Source organism: Gammaproteobacteria bacterium (genome assembly GCA_015709615.1).
In the GTDB taxonomy this organism is placed as follows: Bacteria; Pseudomonadota; Gammaproteobacteria; order Burkholderiales; family Nitrosomonadaceae; genus Nitrosomonas.
This window is the reverse complement of sequence record CP054179.1, coordinates 2622440-2641255: the sequence shown is the minus strand read 5'-3', so window position 1 is coordinate 2641255 and position 18816 is coordinate 2622440. Positions and strand designations below refer to the sequence as shown.

The following is an 18816-nucleotide window of genomic DNA, read 5'->3' as shown; positions in this document are numbered from 1 at the left end:
TTACAACTTTTTGATCTGGTAACTTCCTCTTTTAAAACCTTGCACTTCGATAATCTGCTGGATTTTTCTGCCGTGGGGTGCGCGCGTGATATGTACCACCATATCAACAGCCTCTGCGATTAATGACATGATCTCTTTAGGTGCTGAAGGATTGCGTGAAATCAGGGATTCCAGGCGGGTTAGTCCTGATAGCGCATCATTGGCGTGCAAAGTTGCAGCTCCTCCCTCATGACCGGTGTTCCAAGCATCGAGTAAATCCAATGCTTCAGGGCCTCTCACTTCACCGACCAGAATGCGATCCGGGCGCATACGCAAGGTTGTTTTTAACAATTGCGTCATGTCGACATCAAGTGTGGTGTGATACTGAACAAAATTCTGTGCGGCGCATTGAATCTCACCGGTATCCTCGAGGATGAAGATTCGCTCATCCGGGTCACTGCGAACCATTTCATTGATAATGGCGTTAATCAGCGTTGTTTTACCTGATCCGGTGCCACCAATGACTAGAATGTTGCGGTGCTTGTGCACGCTATCTTTGATGACATCAGAGTGTCTTGGCGACAACACGCCGGTTTCCACATACTGCTCAAGCGTAAAGATCTTGATGGCTTTTTTGCGGATGGCAAATGTGGGGGATGAAACAATGGGGGGTAGTTGACCGGCAAAGCGTGAATTATCGAGCGGGAATTCACCTTCAATCATCGGGTTGAATCGATTGACTTCCTTGCCATGGAAGCCTGCAACCGTTTTGATGACCGCTTCAACCTGAGCAGCCTGGATAATTCCGATATGTTGTATCTTCTGACCCAGCTTCTCTTGCCAGATACGGCCATCAGCGTTGACCATGATTTCAACCGTTTCAGGATCTTGCAAGGCCGACAATATTTCCCGTGCATCGCGTTCCAGCTTGCTCTTTGCCCGGTCTTTAACGGTTGTGACGTGAGGTAATTGATCTTGCGATGTCATGCGAGTACTCCAACGACTTACACATGACATTACAATATAACGTAATTACATTTTGTGCAATACTTTTTTTACTGTTTCTTTACTGCTTTTTATTACTTTATTTATTTCTTACTTTTGTTTTTTAACAAGAACGCTCTGTTCTTTTTATCCCATTGCTCGACTTGATAAGCCTCAAATTCACTCAGCACGCCCCCTTTCCAGACAAAGCCTTTAGGCAAATGCTTTAGTTTTCGATTGGTTAATGCTTCAAGATCAGCCGTGCTCATATCCGAACTATCCAATAGCATTGGCAGTGGGGTCTCGAGTGCTTCTGCAATTGCCTCTATAATTCTAAGTGATGGATTGGCTTTATCATTGGTCAGATCAGTAAAAAAAGAGATGGAAACACCCGCCTTCTCTGCTAATTCTGACTTGGTCATATCCTTTTCATCAAGGATACGCAAAATATTTGTGATTAAGATTAAATTGTACATATAATAGCCCTGCCATTTTTAGGGTTTAAGCAGCTTAACTAATCAACACCATTGTTTTGCAGTAGTATTGCTGCTATTTTAATCCAAAATAAATACGCAAATTTATTAATTCTATGGAGGGCTAAATAATAGTTTCGTTATATGCATATTTTATGGATAATTATTAATAGTAGGTTTAGAATAGAAATTTAAACTAAAGATTTATCATATCATTGATTTATATCAATATAATTAATATTAATAGTTACCTTAGAATGCTATGAATAGAGGGTAGATGAGTGACTGATGGAAAATCTGATGAATCTGAAAATACATGCTGTTTTCAGATACGAGAGATTAAGCATTCAATAATAAACTGAACAAGAAGAACAAAAATATAAAAGCGCAAAAACAACTTTTGCGCTGTTTTATTTGTTGATGACTGCATCCATCGTTTCTATCTTTCTAATCATAAATTGGCAGAATCATTTAATCCCAATAAATATTTCTGCCCAGCATAACGAGCGCAAGTTAGGTCCACGATAAAAATGACAGAGAAAAAAAAGGAAAATATAAAAGGGCTTGTTGCGCCTATCGGTGCAACAGAAATTGATATTACGCTGATCAGCGAAGATGCCCATCAACCCAGGAAGGAGTTTAATCAGGAAACGTTACGAGAATTAACGGAGACGATTAAATTACGCGGAGTCAAATCACCGATATCGGTTCGCCCCAATCCGGATAAACCAGGAACTTATATCATTAATCATGGGGCGCGACGCTATCGCGCCAGCATTAATGCCGGATTAACCAAGATTCCTGCATTCATTGATACCGATTACAGCGAAGCGGATCAGGTAATCGAAAATCTGCAAAGAGATGATTTAACCTCCAGAGAGATTGCTGACTTTATTGGACGGCAACTGGCCGGTGGTAAAACCAAGTCTGAAATTGCCAGACTCATTGGCAAAACCAATCCTTATATCACCATGCATGCCACACTCCTTGATCTACCTGATCCACTCGCAGATGTATACCGGACAGGCCGTTGCACTGATGTCACTGCACTCTATGATTTAACAAGGCTGTATAAAGCCAATAAAGAGGAAGTAATCACTTGGCTGGCGCTCAGTACGCAAGAAGAGATATCACGATTGGATGTCTATCAATTCAGTCAATTCTTAAAGCTGAAAAAAACACCCTCATCTAATTCTGCGGATGATCAAGTATCCAGCGCTGAAGGCAAATCAAATACTCTTTCAGCTCATAACAACGATCAAAAACAAACCACGCCGAATTCATTGCTGGATTCTATTTACAACCTGATTAAAAAAGACAAACGCAAGCCACAGGATTTAATGCGCGATCTGTCTAACGATAATAAAGAGTTACTAAAAACCAAGATTAGCGATTATTTTGAGCAAGGCAGAAATTGCCCAAATATCGTTCAGTTCACCATCAAAGCGCTTCAAGACGGCAGCTTCTCAGCTAAGGGCAGCGGCGCACTGCAATTGGTCGCCTTTTTGCATGGTATGGAAAGATCAGAGTCTTTCGATCTCATGAAAATACTGGAAGAAATTGCCGGACAACAGGAAGCAGGATAAATTAATCTTGCCAGTAATCCTACTTACAACTAATTTGAAATGACGACACCCGCAAAGCTACGAATGATTGTAATGAATGGCCAAAAGATTCTACAAACTCAAAATAATAATGAATGGGAGACGGTTGGCACTATCAAGAAGGTTGATGAAGGCATCAAGCCGGGTGTCTACAATATTTATTTAGCTAAAACACCTGTCGACAAAAATCAGTATGAGGGGCAAGTTATTCATATTGATAAAGAGAATGCTGTTTTTTATCAGCAGGTCAAGAAGGATTTTATTGTGCACCAATTAAAGGCTATTGATGGTAAACCAGTTGCTGGGAAAGATGCAGCCATTACGTATGATGGGGAAAAAGCTACATTAACTCTAATAGATGCGCTTAAGAATAAAAGAACGTTGAAAATTTGATTTGTCTGGCACAGATTATCGTACAAAAGTTAAATTACTTTCGGCAAAGCCGGAGGCTTATTGGGTGAACGCCTCAAAGGCGCCCTAAACCATGAGCCGCCCAAAAGGCGGCTAAACATCCAATTTCATTTGATCGTAGCGTTCATCCTCATGCTCTTGGTTGCGGATATACGCCCTGACTATCCCTTCATCAAGTCCGACCGTCGAAACAAAATCCCCTCGAGCCCAGGAACCTCACCAGTAAAATTCTTTACTCGACCTCTGAAGCGCCTCACTATCGCAATTGCGCTTTTCCCCTTGATGTACCCCATCACGTTCGACACCGCATATTTCGGTGGAATGCTGATGCACATGTGCACGTGATCCGGCATAATGTGCCCTTCTACAATCTTCGCTTCCTTATATCCCGCAAGTTCGTGGAATATCTCGCCCAGATGCTTGCGCAATACCCTAAATATACGCTTCTTCGGAATGAAAACCATATGGCACTTACAATCCCATCTTGTGTGGGTCAAACTCTGATACTCTTTCATCCTGAATCTCCTTCTCTTGTTCGAGATAGAAGATTTCCAATGACCGCCGTATAGGTCAAACCACTGTGAGTCCCCCGGCAAAGTGGGGGGCTTACCCCACTGAGTTACCACTTTCAGTATCTACAATAGACAAGTAGAAGAAGTATTAGAACGGCTCAAATTATTGTATGATGCACACCACATTGTTTTTGCAGATTACCTCTCATGCCTAGAAGCCGTCCAAGAGTCAAGACCGTAATCATGATCTTGTGGAGCGATCCTGAAATCAAGGCTACATGCGAAATAGTGGCGATCCAGGATCGTCGCAGTCTCACCAATTTAGTGGAGGTACTGCTGGTTAATCATTGCAAGATGTCTGCACCCTGCCCGATTCTGCGAAGGAAACCCGTAAATGAAAAGATCCGCGAAACCCCAGAAAGCCTCTTCAATGCAGGGGTGTAACGATGATGCAGGTTTGCCTGAGATTCATTTCTATCGTGCGAATGAGAAGCCCTATGGGGTGTTCAGTAACCTATACAGGCGCCCCATAGTGTTTGAGGGACGCGAGTATCCGACATCTGAGCATGCATACCAGGCAGGCAAGGCAGCCAAGGAATCGGTGCGCGAATGGATTTTGAGCGCACCAAGTCCATCGCTGGTGGCAATGGCTGCTCATGGGTTATATACGTGGGATATTGTTCCGGACTGGTCGAAGGTGAAGTTCGATCGGATGCGGGGCGTATTGCGTGCCAAATTCACCCAGCATCAGGATCTCCGTGAATTGCTCCTTTCCACGGGGGATGCGCGATTAGTTGAGTCGGCTAAGACAGATAACCCCGTCAATCGTCTGTGGGGTGAAGTGAACGGAAAAGGCAAAAATATGCTGGGAGTCCTCCTCATGGAGCTGCGTTCAGAGCTTAGGAGCAAGTCTGTACAGTCAAAAAGTAATACGAAGCCGAACGGAAAATCGCGAGCCCATTCCTTGTCGGGAATGGCGATAGTCGAGCTAGCGTGCTGATGTATCCAAGATGGATAACAGCCATTACGATACGGAGCTAGATCAGCTTGCAGCGACATATCAGCATGGTTTGATGCTCGATGTGGCGCCGCTGAGATCGGCAATAGCGGCCGCTTGTGAATCAAGTATCATTGGCGTCGGCTCAGGTGGGTCGTATACGGTGGCGTCATTGCTGTGCAATTTGCACGAGACGTATACGGGGCGTGTATCCAGACCGGTTACCCCTTTGGAGGTAATCTGCAATCCTACGCTGGCGGCATCCAGTCCGGTATTCCTTATCTCTGCCGAAGGACGAAATCCAGATATCTCTGAAGCATTGCGGCGAGCGCGCAGGCATAGCGCGAGAACGATCCACGTTCTGACCAATCGCACAAGCAGTCCACTACAGGAGTGTGTAAGCGGACTTACGGATGTAAGTGCGCACGTCTTCGATCTCGAAAAGAAAGATGGCTATCTGGCAACCAACAGTCTGTTGTTAGATGCAACAGTCGTTGCCCGAGCTTATGGTGAGCTCGACCAACACCGCCACAAGGATGCGCTACCCTCGCAACTAGACCATCTGCGAATCGGTAACCAGTCGATTACAGAGTGGCTGGAAAACGCACAGGACTTCATCACTGAAGTAGCAAGACGCGGTACACTGACCGTTGTGTTTTCGCCGCTCCTTCGCCCCATTGCCGCCGATCTTGAATCCAAATTGTCTGAAGCGGCGTTGCTTCATTGTCAATTGGCCGATATTCGGTCATACGCTCATGGACGGCACCTCTGGCTTGCGCAGCGCCCAGATGAATGCGCGATGTTGGTATTGACCGAACCAACGCTTGGTGATCTATGGGGGCATATGGTTGCACTCGTGCCTAGTGACATTCCCGCTTATACGATGCCTCTTAACGGCTCATCCCCCTCTGATTTGATTGCGGGAATTATCGCGCAGATGCACTTCGTTGCTGAGATTGCTCGTATGCTTGGCAAAGATCCTGGACGTCCGGATGTTCCACAGTTCGGGAGGGAATTGTATTACCTCGACTTGCTTGCCGTTGTTCCAGCGCCAGTGAATCACTCAGACGGTGCCGAACTTTCAAAATCGGAAGTACTAGGTGCACATTGGCCTTCTGCGCGAAGCACGGGGGCGATTCTTCGCGAACGAGAAGCATTCTGTGACGCATTAGATAAGCAGCACTTCCATGCTGTGGTCTTTGACTATGATGGTACTCTTTGTAGCTCACAAAGGAAGGATGGGGCGCCACCAAAGAGCGTGTTGGAACAAATCGAAAAACTGGTACAGGCCGGGGTTGTCGTTGGTATAGCATCTGGTCGTGGAGGCTCAATTCAGGAGCGTCTGCAGGAGAGCCTCTCATCCGACGTATTGGGACATATCCAGCTTGGTCTTTATAACGGGGGATGGGTTGGCAGTGCTGCCTCAGCACCAGAACAAAGGATCGAAACCAGCGAGTTTTTAAGTCATGTTAATCGAATCGCGGTGCGATTGAGAAATCTGGGTGTACCTATTCAGGATGTAAGAACTACCCATCCCTACCAAGTCAGTATTCGCTTCCGCGAAGGGCTGTCGACCGAGCAGATGTGGTTTGTGATGGCCGACTCGTTACGCCAGGCTGGACTTGATTTATCGAGTATGGTTAGAAGCAAGCATTCAATTGATGTGCTGGCTAAGGGTATAAGCAAAGCGAGATTGATTGCGCACATCATCCAAAATTTCAAAATAGACCCGCAAGCTATATTGACGATGGGTGATCAGGGGGCATGGCCTGGCAACGACACGGCATTGCTTGAGCACAAGTATTCTTTGAGTGTAGACGTCCCCTCACGAAGGCTTGATCGTGGCTGGAAGCTAGCACCAGCTCATTTGCGGGACGTGGACGCGACACTTTGGTATCTCAATCAGATCACAATTGAATCTGGTGCCAACCGGTTTCATATTTCAATACCCCATTAAGGACATCAGGTCGATACATGCGAGATCAAAATGCTGCGCAACTTCTGGCTACAGTCATGGGATGGCATGATGAGGCGACAGTCTCACGAATCCTGCCCAAGCTGCAGCTACTCGCCGACTACAAGTATGACCACTATCAACGATTCGGGCCTGGGCGCCGGTTCATAGAAAACTTGGCGCTCTGGTTGAACCAATTCGCCGAGCCTGACCGTGAAGCAGCTCTCGAGCTGGTCACCGAGCGGTTGGTGTACCTCTCTGACGAAGAATTCTCGCACTTAGTCCGTACCGCCTACCCAGATGTGATAGTGCAGGAGCGCATGCGTCTGGTGGCAGAGGAATATGACATACCCAGCCATCGGATAATGAAGATTGTTCGTCATAGACGTTTCGAGGAACTACGAATCAAATCGCTCTATCTGGGACTCAGCGATGGTGCCAGGACGAACGAGCTTCGACGCGCGAGCGGCAATGCGATCAGCAACGAGCAAATATGGCAGGCCTATGAACTTGGTGAAGACAAGGCCGAGGAAATGACCGATGATCTTGAGGAGACGCTGAAGAAGAATGGGTATCCTGCAGAGCAAGCACGATTCAATCTGATCTGGCTTCTAGACGACTTTTCCGGGAGCGGTAACACCTATATTCGCTATGATGCGAGCAAAGGCGTCTTCAAGGGCAAAATTCGGAAGATCTACGACAGGCTACATCGGGGCGATCTGGTAGATCCGGTGCACTACGAGGTCTTCTTGTTGCTCTACGTAGCGACCCGCCAGGCAATCGATCACATTGAATACTGGGTTGAACGATTCACGTCCGAATTCGGATACAAGCCGCTCCAGATTAGAGTCCTTTGCCCCATAGAGCCGGATATCGCTCTGACGCAGAACGTTTCTCTCCCGCTAAGCAACTTGCTGGCCAACACGGCGTACTATGACGTTCGGGCAACGGATAAGCACATTGCTGTTGGGGGAACCGCAGACGCTCGGCTTGGCTTTGCCGGATGCGCATTGCCCGTAGTTTTATCACACAACACGCCAAACAACTCCATCTATCTGCTTTGGGGACCGGAATCCTTCAACCCGTTCGGCCTGTTCCCAAGGATGAGCAGGCACAGAGAGTTCTAATGGCATACAAGGCTAACCCTTTTCTCGAAAGGATGTCCGAGCGAACTACATCGGACATGGATTTCGCCCGACTGTTCTCCCCGAAGATATTGGAGAAGTTGGCAGAGGACGCTTTCGAGGGGGCAGTACATATTTTCCGCAGTGCGCCCGGGGCCGGTAAGACGACGCTACTACGGGCGTTTACGCCGACAGCATTAGGTGCATTCTGGAGTTCGCGGCATATTCCTGAACTCACAGAATCATTTAAACACCTTGTCTCTCGCGGAGTGGTCGATGATCAGGACGGTCCGCAAATGCTTGGTGTCATCTTGTCGTGCGCCTCTGGTTATGCCGACCTTCCTCCAGGCGCCGAGCTCGCAAATGAAGGGTTGTTCCGAGCGCTACTGGATTGCCGAGTTGTACTTCGGACGCTGCGCAGTATCAGTGCTTTGGTCGGCATCAGTTCTACCGAGCAACTTGGCGCGGTTCGCTTGACTTACGGTGAGTCCGCCGCCGACCTGAAGTGTATTCCACGCCACGAAGACCCCCGTCAGCTCGTGGCCTGGGCAGAGCAGCATGAGCAACGCGTCTACGCACAGCTTGACGCATTTGCTGGCCATCAGGATGCAAGCATGCCATTGCATGTGCGATTTGAGAGCATTCTCTGGCTTCAATCCGTTAGCTTCCATTTCAAGGATCGAATCGTTGCACCGCGGCGCCTTCTGATGATTGACGATCTCCACAAATTACGTCGGAAGCAGCGAACACTCCTGATTGACGAGCTTACGGTATTGCGTCCCACCATTCCAGTATGGCTTGCCGAGAGAGCAAGCGCACTTGGAAATGATCTACTTTCGCAGGGGGCTCGCCAAGGACGTGACCTGCGCGAATACGCACTTGAGGACATGTGGAGCGGGTCCAAGGGTACCCACCAGTTCATGGCGTTCGCGCAGAATATTCTTGACCGGCGAATGTCCCTCCAAGACGTCGTTGCATCAAGCTCATTCTCGCAGTGTCTCCAAAGCGAATATTCTCCCGACGAAATCAGGGAAGAGGTCACTCGAGGGATCGAGGCTTTTAATACTGAGGTGCGCAGGCATGAGGGCAATGTTCGATACAGCGAATGGTTGGCACGAGCTCAACAACGAGTCGCAGAACCGACGATCGAAGCGCTCATCGACATGTACGTCATACGTACGTGGATAACTCGCGACGAAGCAAAGAGGCAGATGACACTTGACTTGGCGCTATCGATGGAGGAGCTCGAGGATAAAGACAATTCTCAGGTACGTGGCGCTGCGGAAATCTTCATCCATGACGAACTAAAGATCCCGTACTACTATGGTCTCGAACGCCTATGCGTATTGGCGACAAGCAATATTGAGGAGTTGTTATCACTTGCCGCCGCCCTCTACGTTGGGTTGCAAGCAAAACAAGTATTACGGAAACCGCAATTGGTTCTATCGCCATCTGAACAAGAGAAACTTCTCGTCGAAGCGGCGAAGCGCAAACGCGAGTTTATTCCGAAAAATCATACTGAGGGTTCACGTGCCTTCCGACTTCTCGATTCGATAGGCGGGTTTTGTCGCGAAAAAACATTTCAGCGAAACGCGCCCTATGCCCCGGGAGTAACGGGTATACGTTTGTCTCAAACGGAGTTTGCCAAGCTACATTCGACCTCAAGAGCCCTGGGCGGCATGGGCGATATTCTGACCCGAGTGCTTGCCGAATGCGCTGCCGATAATCTTGTTGTAACGAAACAAAGCTCTGCAAGTGCATCACGGGAAAGCGGAATGATCTTCTATCTGAATCGGACGCTTTGTGCCTGTTACGGACTGCCAGTGCAAATGGGGGGATGGCAGGACGTATCAGTAAGTGAGCTCATCGATTGGATGGAGCGCGGTTTTGTTCCGAACCGGCGACGCAAGTTGGAGATGAGCTAAGAATGCTTTGGGACCACTACATCTTTCGACGCGGGCGCGATGTCCACGAGTTATGGGATCAGCTGTTTGATTCCCGACCGGTCAGGATTCTCTATATCGCGGGGCGCGGTTTCGATGTCCGAGCCCAGAATGTCATGCGCGAATTCGTTTCAAGCGTGCAGGCCTCAGGGCGTAGAATCGAGAAAGCGCAACTTCTGTTGATCGGTTTCAGCGATTACACGCTCGATGACGAAATCAGTCAACTGACCGAGGAAAACGCTGCGGCACTCCAGTCGGTTTTCGCCCCGTTTGGTGGTTGCCAGACTATTACAATTGGTGGATCGTCGGGTGGCGAGGACGACCTCAGCACAGGAACTGCCCTAAAACTCGGAACGAGCCAGGTACTGGCCGAAGTGACAGACCAGACCGACATTGTCTTGGATGTCAGCTCTCTTCCGCGTGTTGCTTACCTCTCGTTGCTGACGAGCTTGCTTAACAAGCTCGTTCCCAACAAGAATGCCGGAGGTGAAATCTCGCCACTGACGGCGAACGGTGTGAACTTCCAAGTCCTGGTAGGCGAAGATGCTGCTCTTGACGGACACATTCAGGCCGAGGATCCAAGCAATGACCTCGTCATGATTCCAGGTTTTTCTGGCGCTCTGCATGCAGAGAGCGTCCAGGACTGGCCTCTGGTTTGGTTCCCCATCTTGGGAGAGGGACGTGTAAGCCAACTTCAAAAAGTCATGGCTTCCGCAGTGATTCCCAACTCAGCAGAGATATGCCCTGTTCTGCCACATCCCTCACGCAACCCTAGGCGTGCTGACAATTTGCTAGTGGAGTACAAGATACCGTTGTTCGACAGTCGACAAACTCCTACGTCAAATATCTTGTACGCCCATGAGTCGAACCCATTTGAGGCATATCGTCAACTGCTCGGTGCGATGCAGCGTTACCGTAACAGTATGACTATTATGGGTGGTTGTCGGCTAGTGGTTACACCGCTCGGGAGTAAGCTTATTACGTTGGGCGCCGGGCTGGCTTGCTTTGAAATGAGGCCATCTGATCTCAACGACAAGTACGGAGTAGCAATCCCGCATGCCGAGCCAACTCGGTATGTTGCATCGGTCGATACGATCAAAGCATCAAAGCCAGAGATTTCCGTAATGCTACTTACAGGCGATGCGTACTCCGCCACTTAACGCTAGGAGTGGACTAGGCCAATGGTCTTTAGGTGTTTGCTAACCGATAATGCTTATCAGTCTTGAGTCTCAGACAAGTCGAGGTTGCTTCGAAACTTTCATTTCACGCCGGTTATGAACATGCACACCGTCGAAGGAAATTTACACCGACCGTGGCTACCACCGTCACGGACTGACAGAGGGAGTCAAGGTATGGATTACAGGTGCCAGGCGAACAGTGACGTTAGCAATCAAAAAGAAAATCAAACAGCGCAATGCAGTGGAGCCAATGATTCAGGCACATGAAGAATAATGGGCTTTTTGGAAAAAACTTGGGATTGTAGTAGATCCGGTTAAATCTGAGTCCAAAGTTTAAGTATTTTTAGTTGTTGTTTAAGAGTTCCATAGTTGAGTCTGAATTCGCATTATTTGAGAAATAGTGGAAATGATCCCTTAGGAATACCATTGTATTTTCTTAAGACGCGTTTAGTCTGATTCTAGAAGTTTTCAATGCCGTTGTAGCCTAATGGAATGGACACCCATTACCCTAAACGACATCGAAGTGCCAAAGTAGCTTTCATCTAATTCCACCACACCATCAAAAATTTCGTGAGATTCCTGCTCCAGATGGTAAACAATTACTTCCCGTATTTTGCGATAAAACAGTGCTGCACTATTGAGTTATATTTCCAGTATATCGGCTACCGATCTTGCTGTAACCTCCAACACAAAATACTCCAGCAGCCTTGATTGTATTTTCTTCAATAATCCACAATGACTTATCTTCATTCAATTAGCTTAGCATCTAAACTAATCTACTACAGGCCCCAAAACTTTCTCAAAAGCGCTGCAGGTGATGTCATGTAACATGCCATATCGTAAACGAGTAGGCAAGCTTGCATTCGGTTGCAGGAAATATTCTGGTCCCTGGTATTGAACACCACCGCGCATGGCTCTCCCTGCCGCGCAAGCACATAGATTGCTGCAAAAGAAGGAAATTAACCCACTCAGACGACAGCTTCCAGACCGCGTTTCTGCACAAGATATAGCAACTTAAGAGCGGTGCCTGTTGGCCGTTTCTGTCCAATCTCCCATTTTTGTACTGTCGAAACACTAGTATTTAGTATGGCAGCAAACACCGCCTGACTGACACGTGTGGCTTCGCGAATTTGTTTTATCTGCTCCGGTCCCAACGATTCAATAGGCGGCAAGCACAATCGGTCGAATTCATGCAGCGTAACCTGATCCAGCACATCAGCCTTGTGTAAGCCCTTGGCCGTGTCATGTACAGCCTCGAGAATGGTTGATTTAGTTTTGCGCATCGCAGTTAATCTCCATTAATTCTCCCGCATGTTGTGCTTGATCGAGCGCCTGTGTTGTCAGTGACAGCAGGTGAGCAGCCAACAGCTTTAGGGCTACCTCTTCATCTTTGTCAATGTTGCTACGTTCGTTCTTCGGAAAACCAAATAAGAATATCCAACGGTTTCCTTTATTGGTGGCGACCAACGTGCGAAAACCGCTCCTCTTTCCTTGCCCTGGCCGCGCAATTCGTTTTTTCAGCAGTCCATTGCCGAGATCGGCATCATACAGTCCCTCTGTCATCTCATGTACGGCTGCGCAAAGACTGGACGAGGTTAACCCTTGTTTGTTTGCCCAACGATCAAACCATCGCGTCTTATAAACGACCATCCTGTATCTATCCTAAATGAAATATAGCACTTAGTGATATATCTGACAAGCTGAAACCTATAACATATTCGTTTTTAATTGGAACAGATAAACCGAAAATCCTCTGTTAATCACAAAAAATGTTGCCCTAAATGTTGCCCAAGCTATGCCAAAACATGCCAATTTATGCTTATCCTTAGGCAACATTACAATTATAACTAATTGATAAATATGACACCATCAATTTAAACTGCTGGTTCGAATCCCGCCTTCCCGCCACTAACCATGTATTCATGTGATATTGAAGCATATCGAATATTAATTACCATCAATGATCTCATCAAAAAAGTTTCGCTTGCTGGCTCTTTCTGAAGATAATAGCGGGCTTAAAAAGTACCCATAAAATCGCCCTTGCCAACTTCCAAACCATTGTGCCGCAAAATTGCATAGGCAGTGGTGACATGGAAGAAAAATTGCGACAAACCATAGTTGGTCAGATAATTGCGGCCAAGCAGCTTTTTCTCTTTTGGTGTTCCCGGGCGTAACACGATTTCACGCGTTTCGCTGCCTTCAAATTGTTCTGGTGCTAGACTTTCGATAAATAACAGAGTCTTACTTATTCGTGCTTGCAGATCGGCGAAAGTTTGTTCGTTGTCCTCATACACCGGCGCTTCAATCCCTGCCAGCCTTGCCGACACGCTCTTGGCAAAATCAGCAGCGACTTGCACCTGGCGGATTAAGGGAAACATATCAGGATATAGTCTGGCATTTAACAATACGGCTGGCTCAAATTTTTTCTCGGTTGCGTAGGCTTCAGCTTTGGTTAGAATGGCGCTTAAACTGTTCAATATCTGTTTGAAAACCGGTACGGATGTTTGGTACATATAAGACTTGGTCATAAATCGTTCTCAATTGGTTGATGATAGTAATGATAGATACCGGTACAAGTATCTCACATGATTAATTAAGGTTTGTGCGAACCACACTCACCTCCTGATGGAATTGGAAGTTAAATTTGTTCTGGAATGCGTTTTGTCTTGGCAAATTTACGGTTGATAGGTGTAATCAAGGTAAAATGCCAAGGATTCCCGATCAAGATAGGCGCCAGCTTACAAGCGGAATATAAAAAATGCAGCCAAATTTCTTCAATCATCTGGTACTCATCAGCGTATTTGAGCTCAAAAGAGGTTTTGCTACCCGAAAAAGTATATTGCCGTTGGTAACCTTTGTAGTCGTTTGGTATTTCATTTTACTGTATCCAATACGATTTGCTGCTGAGCTGTTGGTTCAGGAAAAGGAATTACAGGTAGAATTCAGTTTCTTTGACTTGATTGGCTTTGGTTCAATACAGCACTGGCCTATTCCTGAGTTTGGTGTATTCTGGCACTTTGCGCTAATGATATTCCCGATGTTGAGTATCTTACTCGCAGCCGATCAAACCTGTTCTGATCGAGAGCACGGCACGCTACGCTTTATTGTCATACGCAGTAGCCGTGATCGTGTATTCTTTGGCCGGTTTGTAGGCACTATACTGATTCAAGCAGTATGGATCAGTGCGGCCACATTCAGTACCTTTATTCTTGCTTTGACCCGTGATGCTTCGCTTCTTTATTTTGTATTGCCGGATTTTCCCATCCTAATTCTTAACTTAATCTTAGTCGTTCTACCTTTTACAGCCATGATGGCCGCTTTATCCGCGCAAGTTAAATCTGCCCGGCAAGCAATCCTGTGGGCAATTCTGATCTGGATGTTTCTGGCTGGAATTATCAACAGTTTGGCTTATTACTTGCCGGCATTGGCTTTTCTAAAATGTTTGATCCCTGGATATCAATTATCTGATATGGCGCAACTGCCAGGATGGCAAACACTATCATTGATATACATCCCCCTCCTGCAGAGCCTGTTTTTGTTAACTATTGGGCGCTGGATAATGCTGAGGCAGGCATTGTGAGTTCACCGATTATTCAGTGCAAACAGCTTAACCATGTTTATTCAGGCAAAGCTGCGCTCACTAATGTCAATTTTGAGCTGGATGCGGGCGAGCCTATCGGCTTGGTAGGCCCCAATGGAGCCGGAAAAACCACTTTGCTGAATATCTTATCTGGTTTCTTGCATCCCACTTCCGGCACTGTTCTGGTCTTTGATCACCCACCTGGTGCAACGCAACTCATTGGCAAAATCTCAGCATTGCCCCAGGATGCCCGGTTAGACGCGAGCTTCACGCTTACAGAACGATTGATTCTTTATGCGCGCCTGCAAGGATTCTCTTCCCAATATGCAAACCTGGAAGCCAGCCGGGTTTTAGAGATATTTGCACTCAAAGATGCCGCACATGAAAAACCTCTGGCGCTCAGTCATGGCATGGCTAAACGGGCGGCGATCGCGCAAGCGCTGATCGGCAAACCTGCATTGATCTTATTGGATGAACCGACTGCCGGGCTTGGTCCTGTGAATGCCCGAATCGTACGATCAATTATTGCAGAACAATCGTCAGAAACAACCTTCATCATCAGTTCTCACAATTTGATCGAACTTGACCGGTTATGCCAAGAAATTTTGTTACTGGAAAACGGCGTTCTGCAAACCGAGAAATTAAGAATCAACGAGAAACAAGTTTCCTCGCGATTTATCACTCTACAAATGGAAAACTGTCCGGCATCGGAGGTATTGGCTAAATTCAGCGCTTTTGAAGGTGTCTTACAGGTCACCAATCCACAAAAAAATGAATTTATAGTGGCGTACAATCCAAACCTGCAACCCAGCATGGATTTGCAACTCATGCATTGTATCCGTGCCAATCACTGGCAATATCGACAACTAAATCACGGTAAAACATTAGAAGAAAAACTCTTTCCTAGCGATTCACAGCGCCCATAGTTAATCCGCGTTGAAAATATCGCATATCGAGCACCTTTTTCAGAATAAATACTCACCAGAAGAAAATCTGGCTAATTTGCAGTAAATTACATTTAAACTAAAACATCAACAGGAGGCAAAAACCTACTCAGTCCGGTCCATTTGTCCACAGATGCGTAGTGTCTTACGTTCTATTTTCCCCTGCTCATTTTTTAACCGTAATAGCTGGTCAATTTTAAACCGGCATCAACAATAAAAGGCCATCTCACAGAAAAAAGTACACACAAAAAATACCAAGTCTCTTGTATCATACCCATACGAAATACAGTAATGTTTCAAAATAAGCACCTCAAACCAATAATAGTCCGATATAAAATAATTAGCGGCTAATATTGAATATGTGACAATCATTGAATAGCGCGAACTCACAATAGAAATTGCAACACAAGTCTTGCTGGTCTCCCTGAGCAAATTGGAAAGTGAGCGGTTTATTTATCTATGTCAATTAGAGTCAAATTATTCCTAACCTTTCTACTGACTACTTTATTAGTAGTCATGGGCATGCATCTCTTTACTCGCTGGTCATTAGAGAAAGGATTTGCCGAATTTGTTGAAAAAAGACAATCGGAGCGGGTGGACAAAATTATAGATGTGCTGGAAGAGTATTACGCAGAGAATCATGGCTGGGAAGCTCTGGCTGAAAATAAACTCAACTGGATTTCATTGCTTTGGCGCGCTGATCCGCATCGGCATCATCCACCAGAATGGATCATCAAACAGGCACAACGAGAAGCTGCTCAGCAATGGCCGCCAGAAATATTGCCTGAAAAAGTGAATCAAAGATGGCCCCCATTCGGATTACGCATAATGCTATTAAATGCAGACAAGTCGATACTGTTTGGACGAGAGGAGTTGCTTTCCCAATTACGCTTGTATGCGATCCAGTCTGATTATCATACCGTGGGTTATGTCGGACTTCTGCCGGGGAACCCGGTTAGCCAGGCAAGCGATATTTATTTTATGGAACGGCAAGCCAATTTATTTTTCTGGATTGCTTTGGTCATGATAGCACTTTCTGCATTGATCGCTTGGTTTCTAGCTTATCACCTTGGTCGCCCGCTCAAACGTATTACTGTGGCAGCACAAAGGCTTGCAGTTGGCGACTACAAAGTCAGGTTGCTAGTTGAATCCAGTGATGAAATGGGGCAACTGGCGCGCAATTTTAATGATATGGCGGCTGCGCTGGAACAAGCAGAGCAAAGTCGCAGACGATGGGTAGCGGATATTTCTCATGAATTACGCACACCACTCTCTGTACTACGTGGTGAACTGGAGGCTATCATGGATGGAATACGCCCGCTGACATATGATGCAATTAAATCATTGTCGGGTGATGTAATGCGGCTCAATCGTTTGACAGAAGATCTTTATCAATTGGCACTGTCCGATCAAGGAGCTTTGAGTTATCGGAAATTTTTACTTGATCCAGTGCCGATCCTGCAGAAAGACCTTGCAGCCTTTATTCCCGATTTCAATCAAAAACGGATTAACGTTAAATGGACTAATCGATTATCTAAACCATTACTGGTCAATGCGGATCAGGATCGATTATCGCAATTGTTCCGTAATTTACTTACCAATAGCTTGAATCATACGGATCCGGAAGGCCAAGTGGAGATTATGATTCAGCATATCAAAGATGAATTGTTAATTGAATTGACTGATAGCAGTCCCGGCGTTTCAGAACAAGATATCGTTCATTTGTTTGATCGTTTCTATCGTGTCGATAGCTCGCGGAACCGGCATTTAGGAGGCGCCGGTCTGGGTCTGGCCATATGCAATAATATCGTAAAGGCGCATGAAGGAACGCTCTTAGCATTCCATTCAGATCTTGGTGGGCTTGCGATGCGTATTTCATTGCCGGTTGCATCATGAGCCGTATCCTAATTGTCGAGGATGAGCCCAAACTAGCTAGTCTGGAAACCGATTACTTGCATCATGCGGGTTTTCAAACTCATTGTTTGAGTCAGGGATTAGAAGTGGTGCCGTGGCTAAAAGATAATAGGGTTGATTTAGTGCTGCTCGATTTGATGGTGCCAGGCAGAGACGGTTTTGACATTTGTCGTGACATTCGTAGTTTTAGCCAAGTACCGATCATTATCGTAACCGCACGTGTTGAAGAAATTGACCGTTTGCTTGGTCTGGAGATGGGTGCAGACGATTATATTTGTAAGCCTTTCAGTTCACGGGAAATGGTCGCACGTGTCAAGGCTGTGTTGCGTAGATTACAGCCACACGCCACGAACTCGGTTGAGCAAGCGCTTAGGCTACATCCGCAAAGTTTCAGAGTGCAGTACGATGATCAAGAAATCGAATTGACAGTGGTTGAATTTCAGTTGCTCCACGCGTTGTATCAATATCCAGGGCGTATTTTCTCGCGCTCTAGGTTAATGGATTTGATATATCAGGATCAGCGAATCGTTTCAGATAGAACAATAGACAGCCATATAAAAAAATTGAGAAAGAAATTGGCTGAGCTGATCCCAGAGAAAGAAGTGATTCATTCGGTTTATGGAGCGGGCTATCGATATGATCCACAAAATTTCGATTAGGAAGATACAGCTTTGATCGCTTTTAATTTAAGCGTATTCTTATCTTTCACATTTTTTCCACAATTGCTGCAAAATGTTTACACATTTACTGCATATAGTTACCCCCAAGAGCGACAGAAACACCGCTCTTAATCAAACATCAATGAGGAGAACTACGCTATGAACGTTAAACTTGTCAGTATGGTAATCGCTTTGGCACTTCCTTTGTCAGTAGTGGCATATCCAGGTGGGAAAGATGATCCCGAACAATATCGCGCAAAGAAAATGGAGCGGCTCAATAAGGAGCTGGGATTAAACGAGGATCAGAAAGTCAAAATTGATGCACTTTTCAAGGAACAAGGTGAGAAAGGCAGAGCACTCCATAAGGAAACTCAATCGCGATTGCAAGCAATATTGACACCTGAGCAAAATACTAAATTGGAAGAAATGGAGCAACGCCGCCATGAAAAGTGGCGTGAAAAGCACCAGCAAAGAAAACAAGATGAATCAAAGAATTCCAAATATTAAGCGAACATGAAATGTGTAGCCGAGGACAGTTGAAAGCCAGCTGTCGTAGGCTA

Annotated in this window: 17 protein-coding genes and 2 pseudogenes; 12 read left to right on the top strand and 7 right to left on the bottom strand. The window is 46.3% G+C overall.

Annotated elements, in window-relative coordinates; genetic code table 11:
- Together trbB and HRU77_12560 are read right to left on the bottom strand one after the other, a co-directional pair.
- Nucleotides 1-966, bottom strand: a complete 966-nt coding sequence (gene trbB / locus HRU77_12565; protein ID QOJ21438.1) for a P-type conjugative transfer ATPase TrbB — start codon at nucleotides 964-966, stop codon at nucleotides 1-3.
- A gap of 101 nt (nucleotides 967-1067) precedes the next feature.
- Entirely contained in the window at nucleotides 1068-1439 is a 372-nt protein-coding gene (locus tag HRU77_12560) for a helix-turn-helix domain-containing protein (protein ID QOJ21437.1), read from the bottom strand.
- Nucleotides 1440-1966: 527 nt separating this feature from the next.
- Between HRU77_12560 and HRU77_12555 the strand changes: the two genes are divergently transcribed.
- Nucleotides 1967-3022 (top strand): ParB/RepB/Spo0J family partition protein, encoded by a 1056-nt coding sequence (locus HRU77_12555; GenBank protein QOJ21436.1) that lies wholly within the window; start codon nucleotides 1967-1969, stop codon nucleotides 3020-3022.
- A 39-nt stretch (nucleotides 3023-3061) separates the two neighbouring features.
- Complete coding sequence (locus HRU77_12550) at nucleotides 3062-3433, top strand: conjugal transfer protein TraO (GenBank protein ID QOJ21435.1); 372 nt, start codon at nucleotides 3062-3064, stop codon at nucleotides 3431-3433.
- Nucleotides 3434-3544: 111 nt separating this feature from the next.
- Here HRU77_12550 and tnpA read toward each other — a convergent pair.
- Nucleotides 3545-3966 (bottom strand): annotated as a pseudogene (gene tnpA, locus HRU77_12545) (IS200/IS605 family transposase).
- A gap of 427 nt (nucleotides 3967-4393) precedes the next feature.
- Between tnpA and HRU77_12540 the strand changes: the two are divergent.
- Genes HRU77_12540 through HRU77_12520 form a run of 5 tightly spaced genes read left to right on the top strand, consistent with a single transcriptional unit; the run spans nucleotide 4394 to nucleotide 11141 of the window.
- Entirely contained in the window at nucleotides 4394-4963 is a 570-nt protein-coding gene (locus tag HRU77_12540) for an NADAR family protein (protein ID QOJ22174.1), read from the top strand.
- Between the two features lie 10 nt (nucleotides 4964-4973).
- On the top strand, nucleotides 4974-6917 hold the full coding sequence (locus HRU77_12535) for an HAD-IIB family hydrolase (GenBank protein QOJ21434.1): 1944 nt from the start codon (nucleotides 4974-4976) through the stop codon (nucleotides 6915-6917).
- A 17-nt stretch (nucleotides 6918-6934) separates the two neighbouring features.
- On the top strand, nucleotides 6935-8041 hold the full coding sequence (locus HRU77_12530) for a hypothetical protein (GenBank protein QOJ21433.1): 1107 nt from the start codon (nucleotides 6935-6937) through the stop codon (nucleotides 8039-8041).
- Nucleotides 8041-9963: a hypothetical protein gene (locus tag HRU77_12525; GenBank protein ID QOJ21432.1), complete on the top strand. Its 1923-nt coding sequence runs from the start codon at nucleotides 8041-8043 to the stop codon at nucleotides 9961-9963. The genes HRU77_12530 and HRU77_12525 overlap by 1 nt, the downstream gene beginning before the upstream one ends.
- 2 nt (nucleotides 9964-9965) lie before the next feature.
- A complete protein-coding gene (locus tag HRU77_12520) occupies nucleotides 9966-11141 on the top strand; it encodes a hypothetical protein (GenBank protein ID QOJ21431.1) in 1176 nt (391 codons plus the stop codon).
- A gap of 404 nt (nucleotides 11142-11545) precedes the next feature.
- On the opposite strand, the pseudogene HRU77_12515 reads toward HRU77_12520, so the two are convergent.
- From HRU77_12515 to HRU77_12500, 4 genes and pseudogenes are all read right to left on the bottom strand, one after another.
- Nucleotides 11546-11909, bottom strand: a pseudogene (locus tag HRU77_12515) (hypothetical protein).
- A 218-nt stretch (nucleotides 11910-12127) separates the two neighbouring features.
- Entirely contained in the window at nucleotides 12128-12442 is a 315-nt protein-coding gene (locus HRU77_12510; GenBank protein ID QOJ21430.1) for a DNA-binding transcriptional regulator, read from the bottom strand.
- Nucleotides 12429-12809, bottom strand: a complete 381-nt coding sequence (locus tag HRU77_12505; GenBank protein ID QOJ21429.1) for a type II toxin-antitoxin system RelE/ParE family toxin — start codon at nucleotides 12807-12809, stop codon at nucleotides 12429-12431. Before HRU77_12505 ends, HRU77_12510 begins: the two co-directional genes overlap by 14 nt.
- Before the next feature lie 365 nt (nucleotides 12810-13174).
- Nucleotides 13175-13687, bottom strand: a complete 513-nt coding sequence (locus HRU77_12500) for a DUF1993 domain-containing protein (protein ID QOJ21428.1) — start codon at nucleotides 13685-13687, stop codon at nucleotides 13175-13177.
- A 230-nt stretch (nucleotides 13688-13917) separates the two neighbouring features.
- Between HRU77_12500 and HRU77_12495 the strand changes: the two genes are divergently transcribed.
- The 5 genes from HRU77_12495 to HRU77_12475 all read left to right on the top strand — a co-directional run bounded on the left by HRU77_12495 (nucleotide 13918) and on the right by HRU77_12475 (nucleotide 18763).
- Nucleotides 13918-14739, top strand: coding sequence for an ABC transporter permease subunit (locus tag HRU77_12495; protein QOJ21427.1), 822 nt, complete (start codon nucleotides 13918-13920; stop codon nucleotides 14737-14739).
- Nucleotides 14736-15665, top strand: coding sequence for an ABC transporter ATP-binding protein (locus HRU77_12490; protein ID QOJ22173.1), 930 nt, complete (start codon nucleotides 14736-14738; stop codon nucleotides 15663-15665). The genes HRU77_12495 and HRU77_12490 overlap by 4 nt, the downstream gene beginning before the upstream one ends.
- A gap of 477 nt (nucleotides 15666-16142) precedes the next feature.
- Nucleotides 16143-17579: a HAMP domain-containing protein gene (locus HRU77_12485; protein ID QOJ21426.1), complete on the top strand. Its 1437-nt coding sequence runs from the start codon at nucleotides 16143-16145 to the stop codon at nucleotides 17577-17579.
- The gene (locus tag HRU77_12480) at nucleotides 17576-18256 is read left to right on the top strand and encodes a response regulator (protein ID QOJ21425.1); all 681 of its coding nucleotides are present in this window, start codon (nucleotides 17576-17578) and stop codon (nucleotides 18254-18256) included. The genes HRU77_12485 and HRU77_12480 overlap by 4 nt, the downstream gene beginning before the upstream one ends.
- A 159-nt stretch (nucleotides 18257-18415) precedes the next feature.
- Nucleotides 18416-18763, top strand: coding sequence for a hypothetical protein (locus tag HRU77_12475; GenBank protein ID QOJ21424.1), 348 nt, complete (start codon nucleotides 18416-18418; stop codon nucleotides 18761-18763).
- Nucleotides 18764-18816 lie beyond the last annotated feature (53 nt).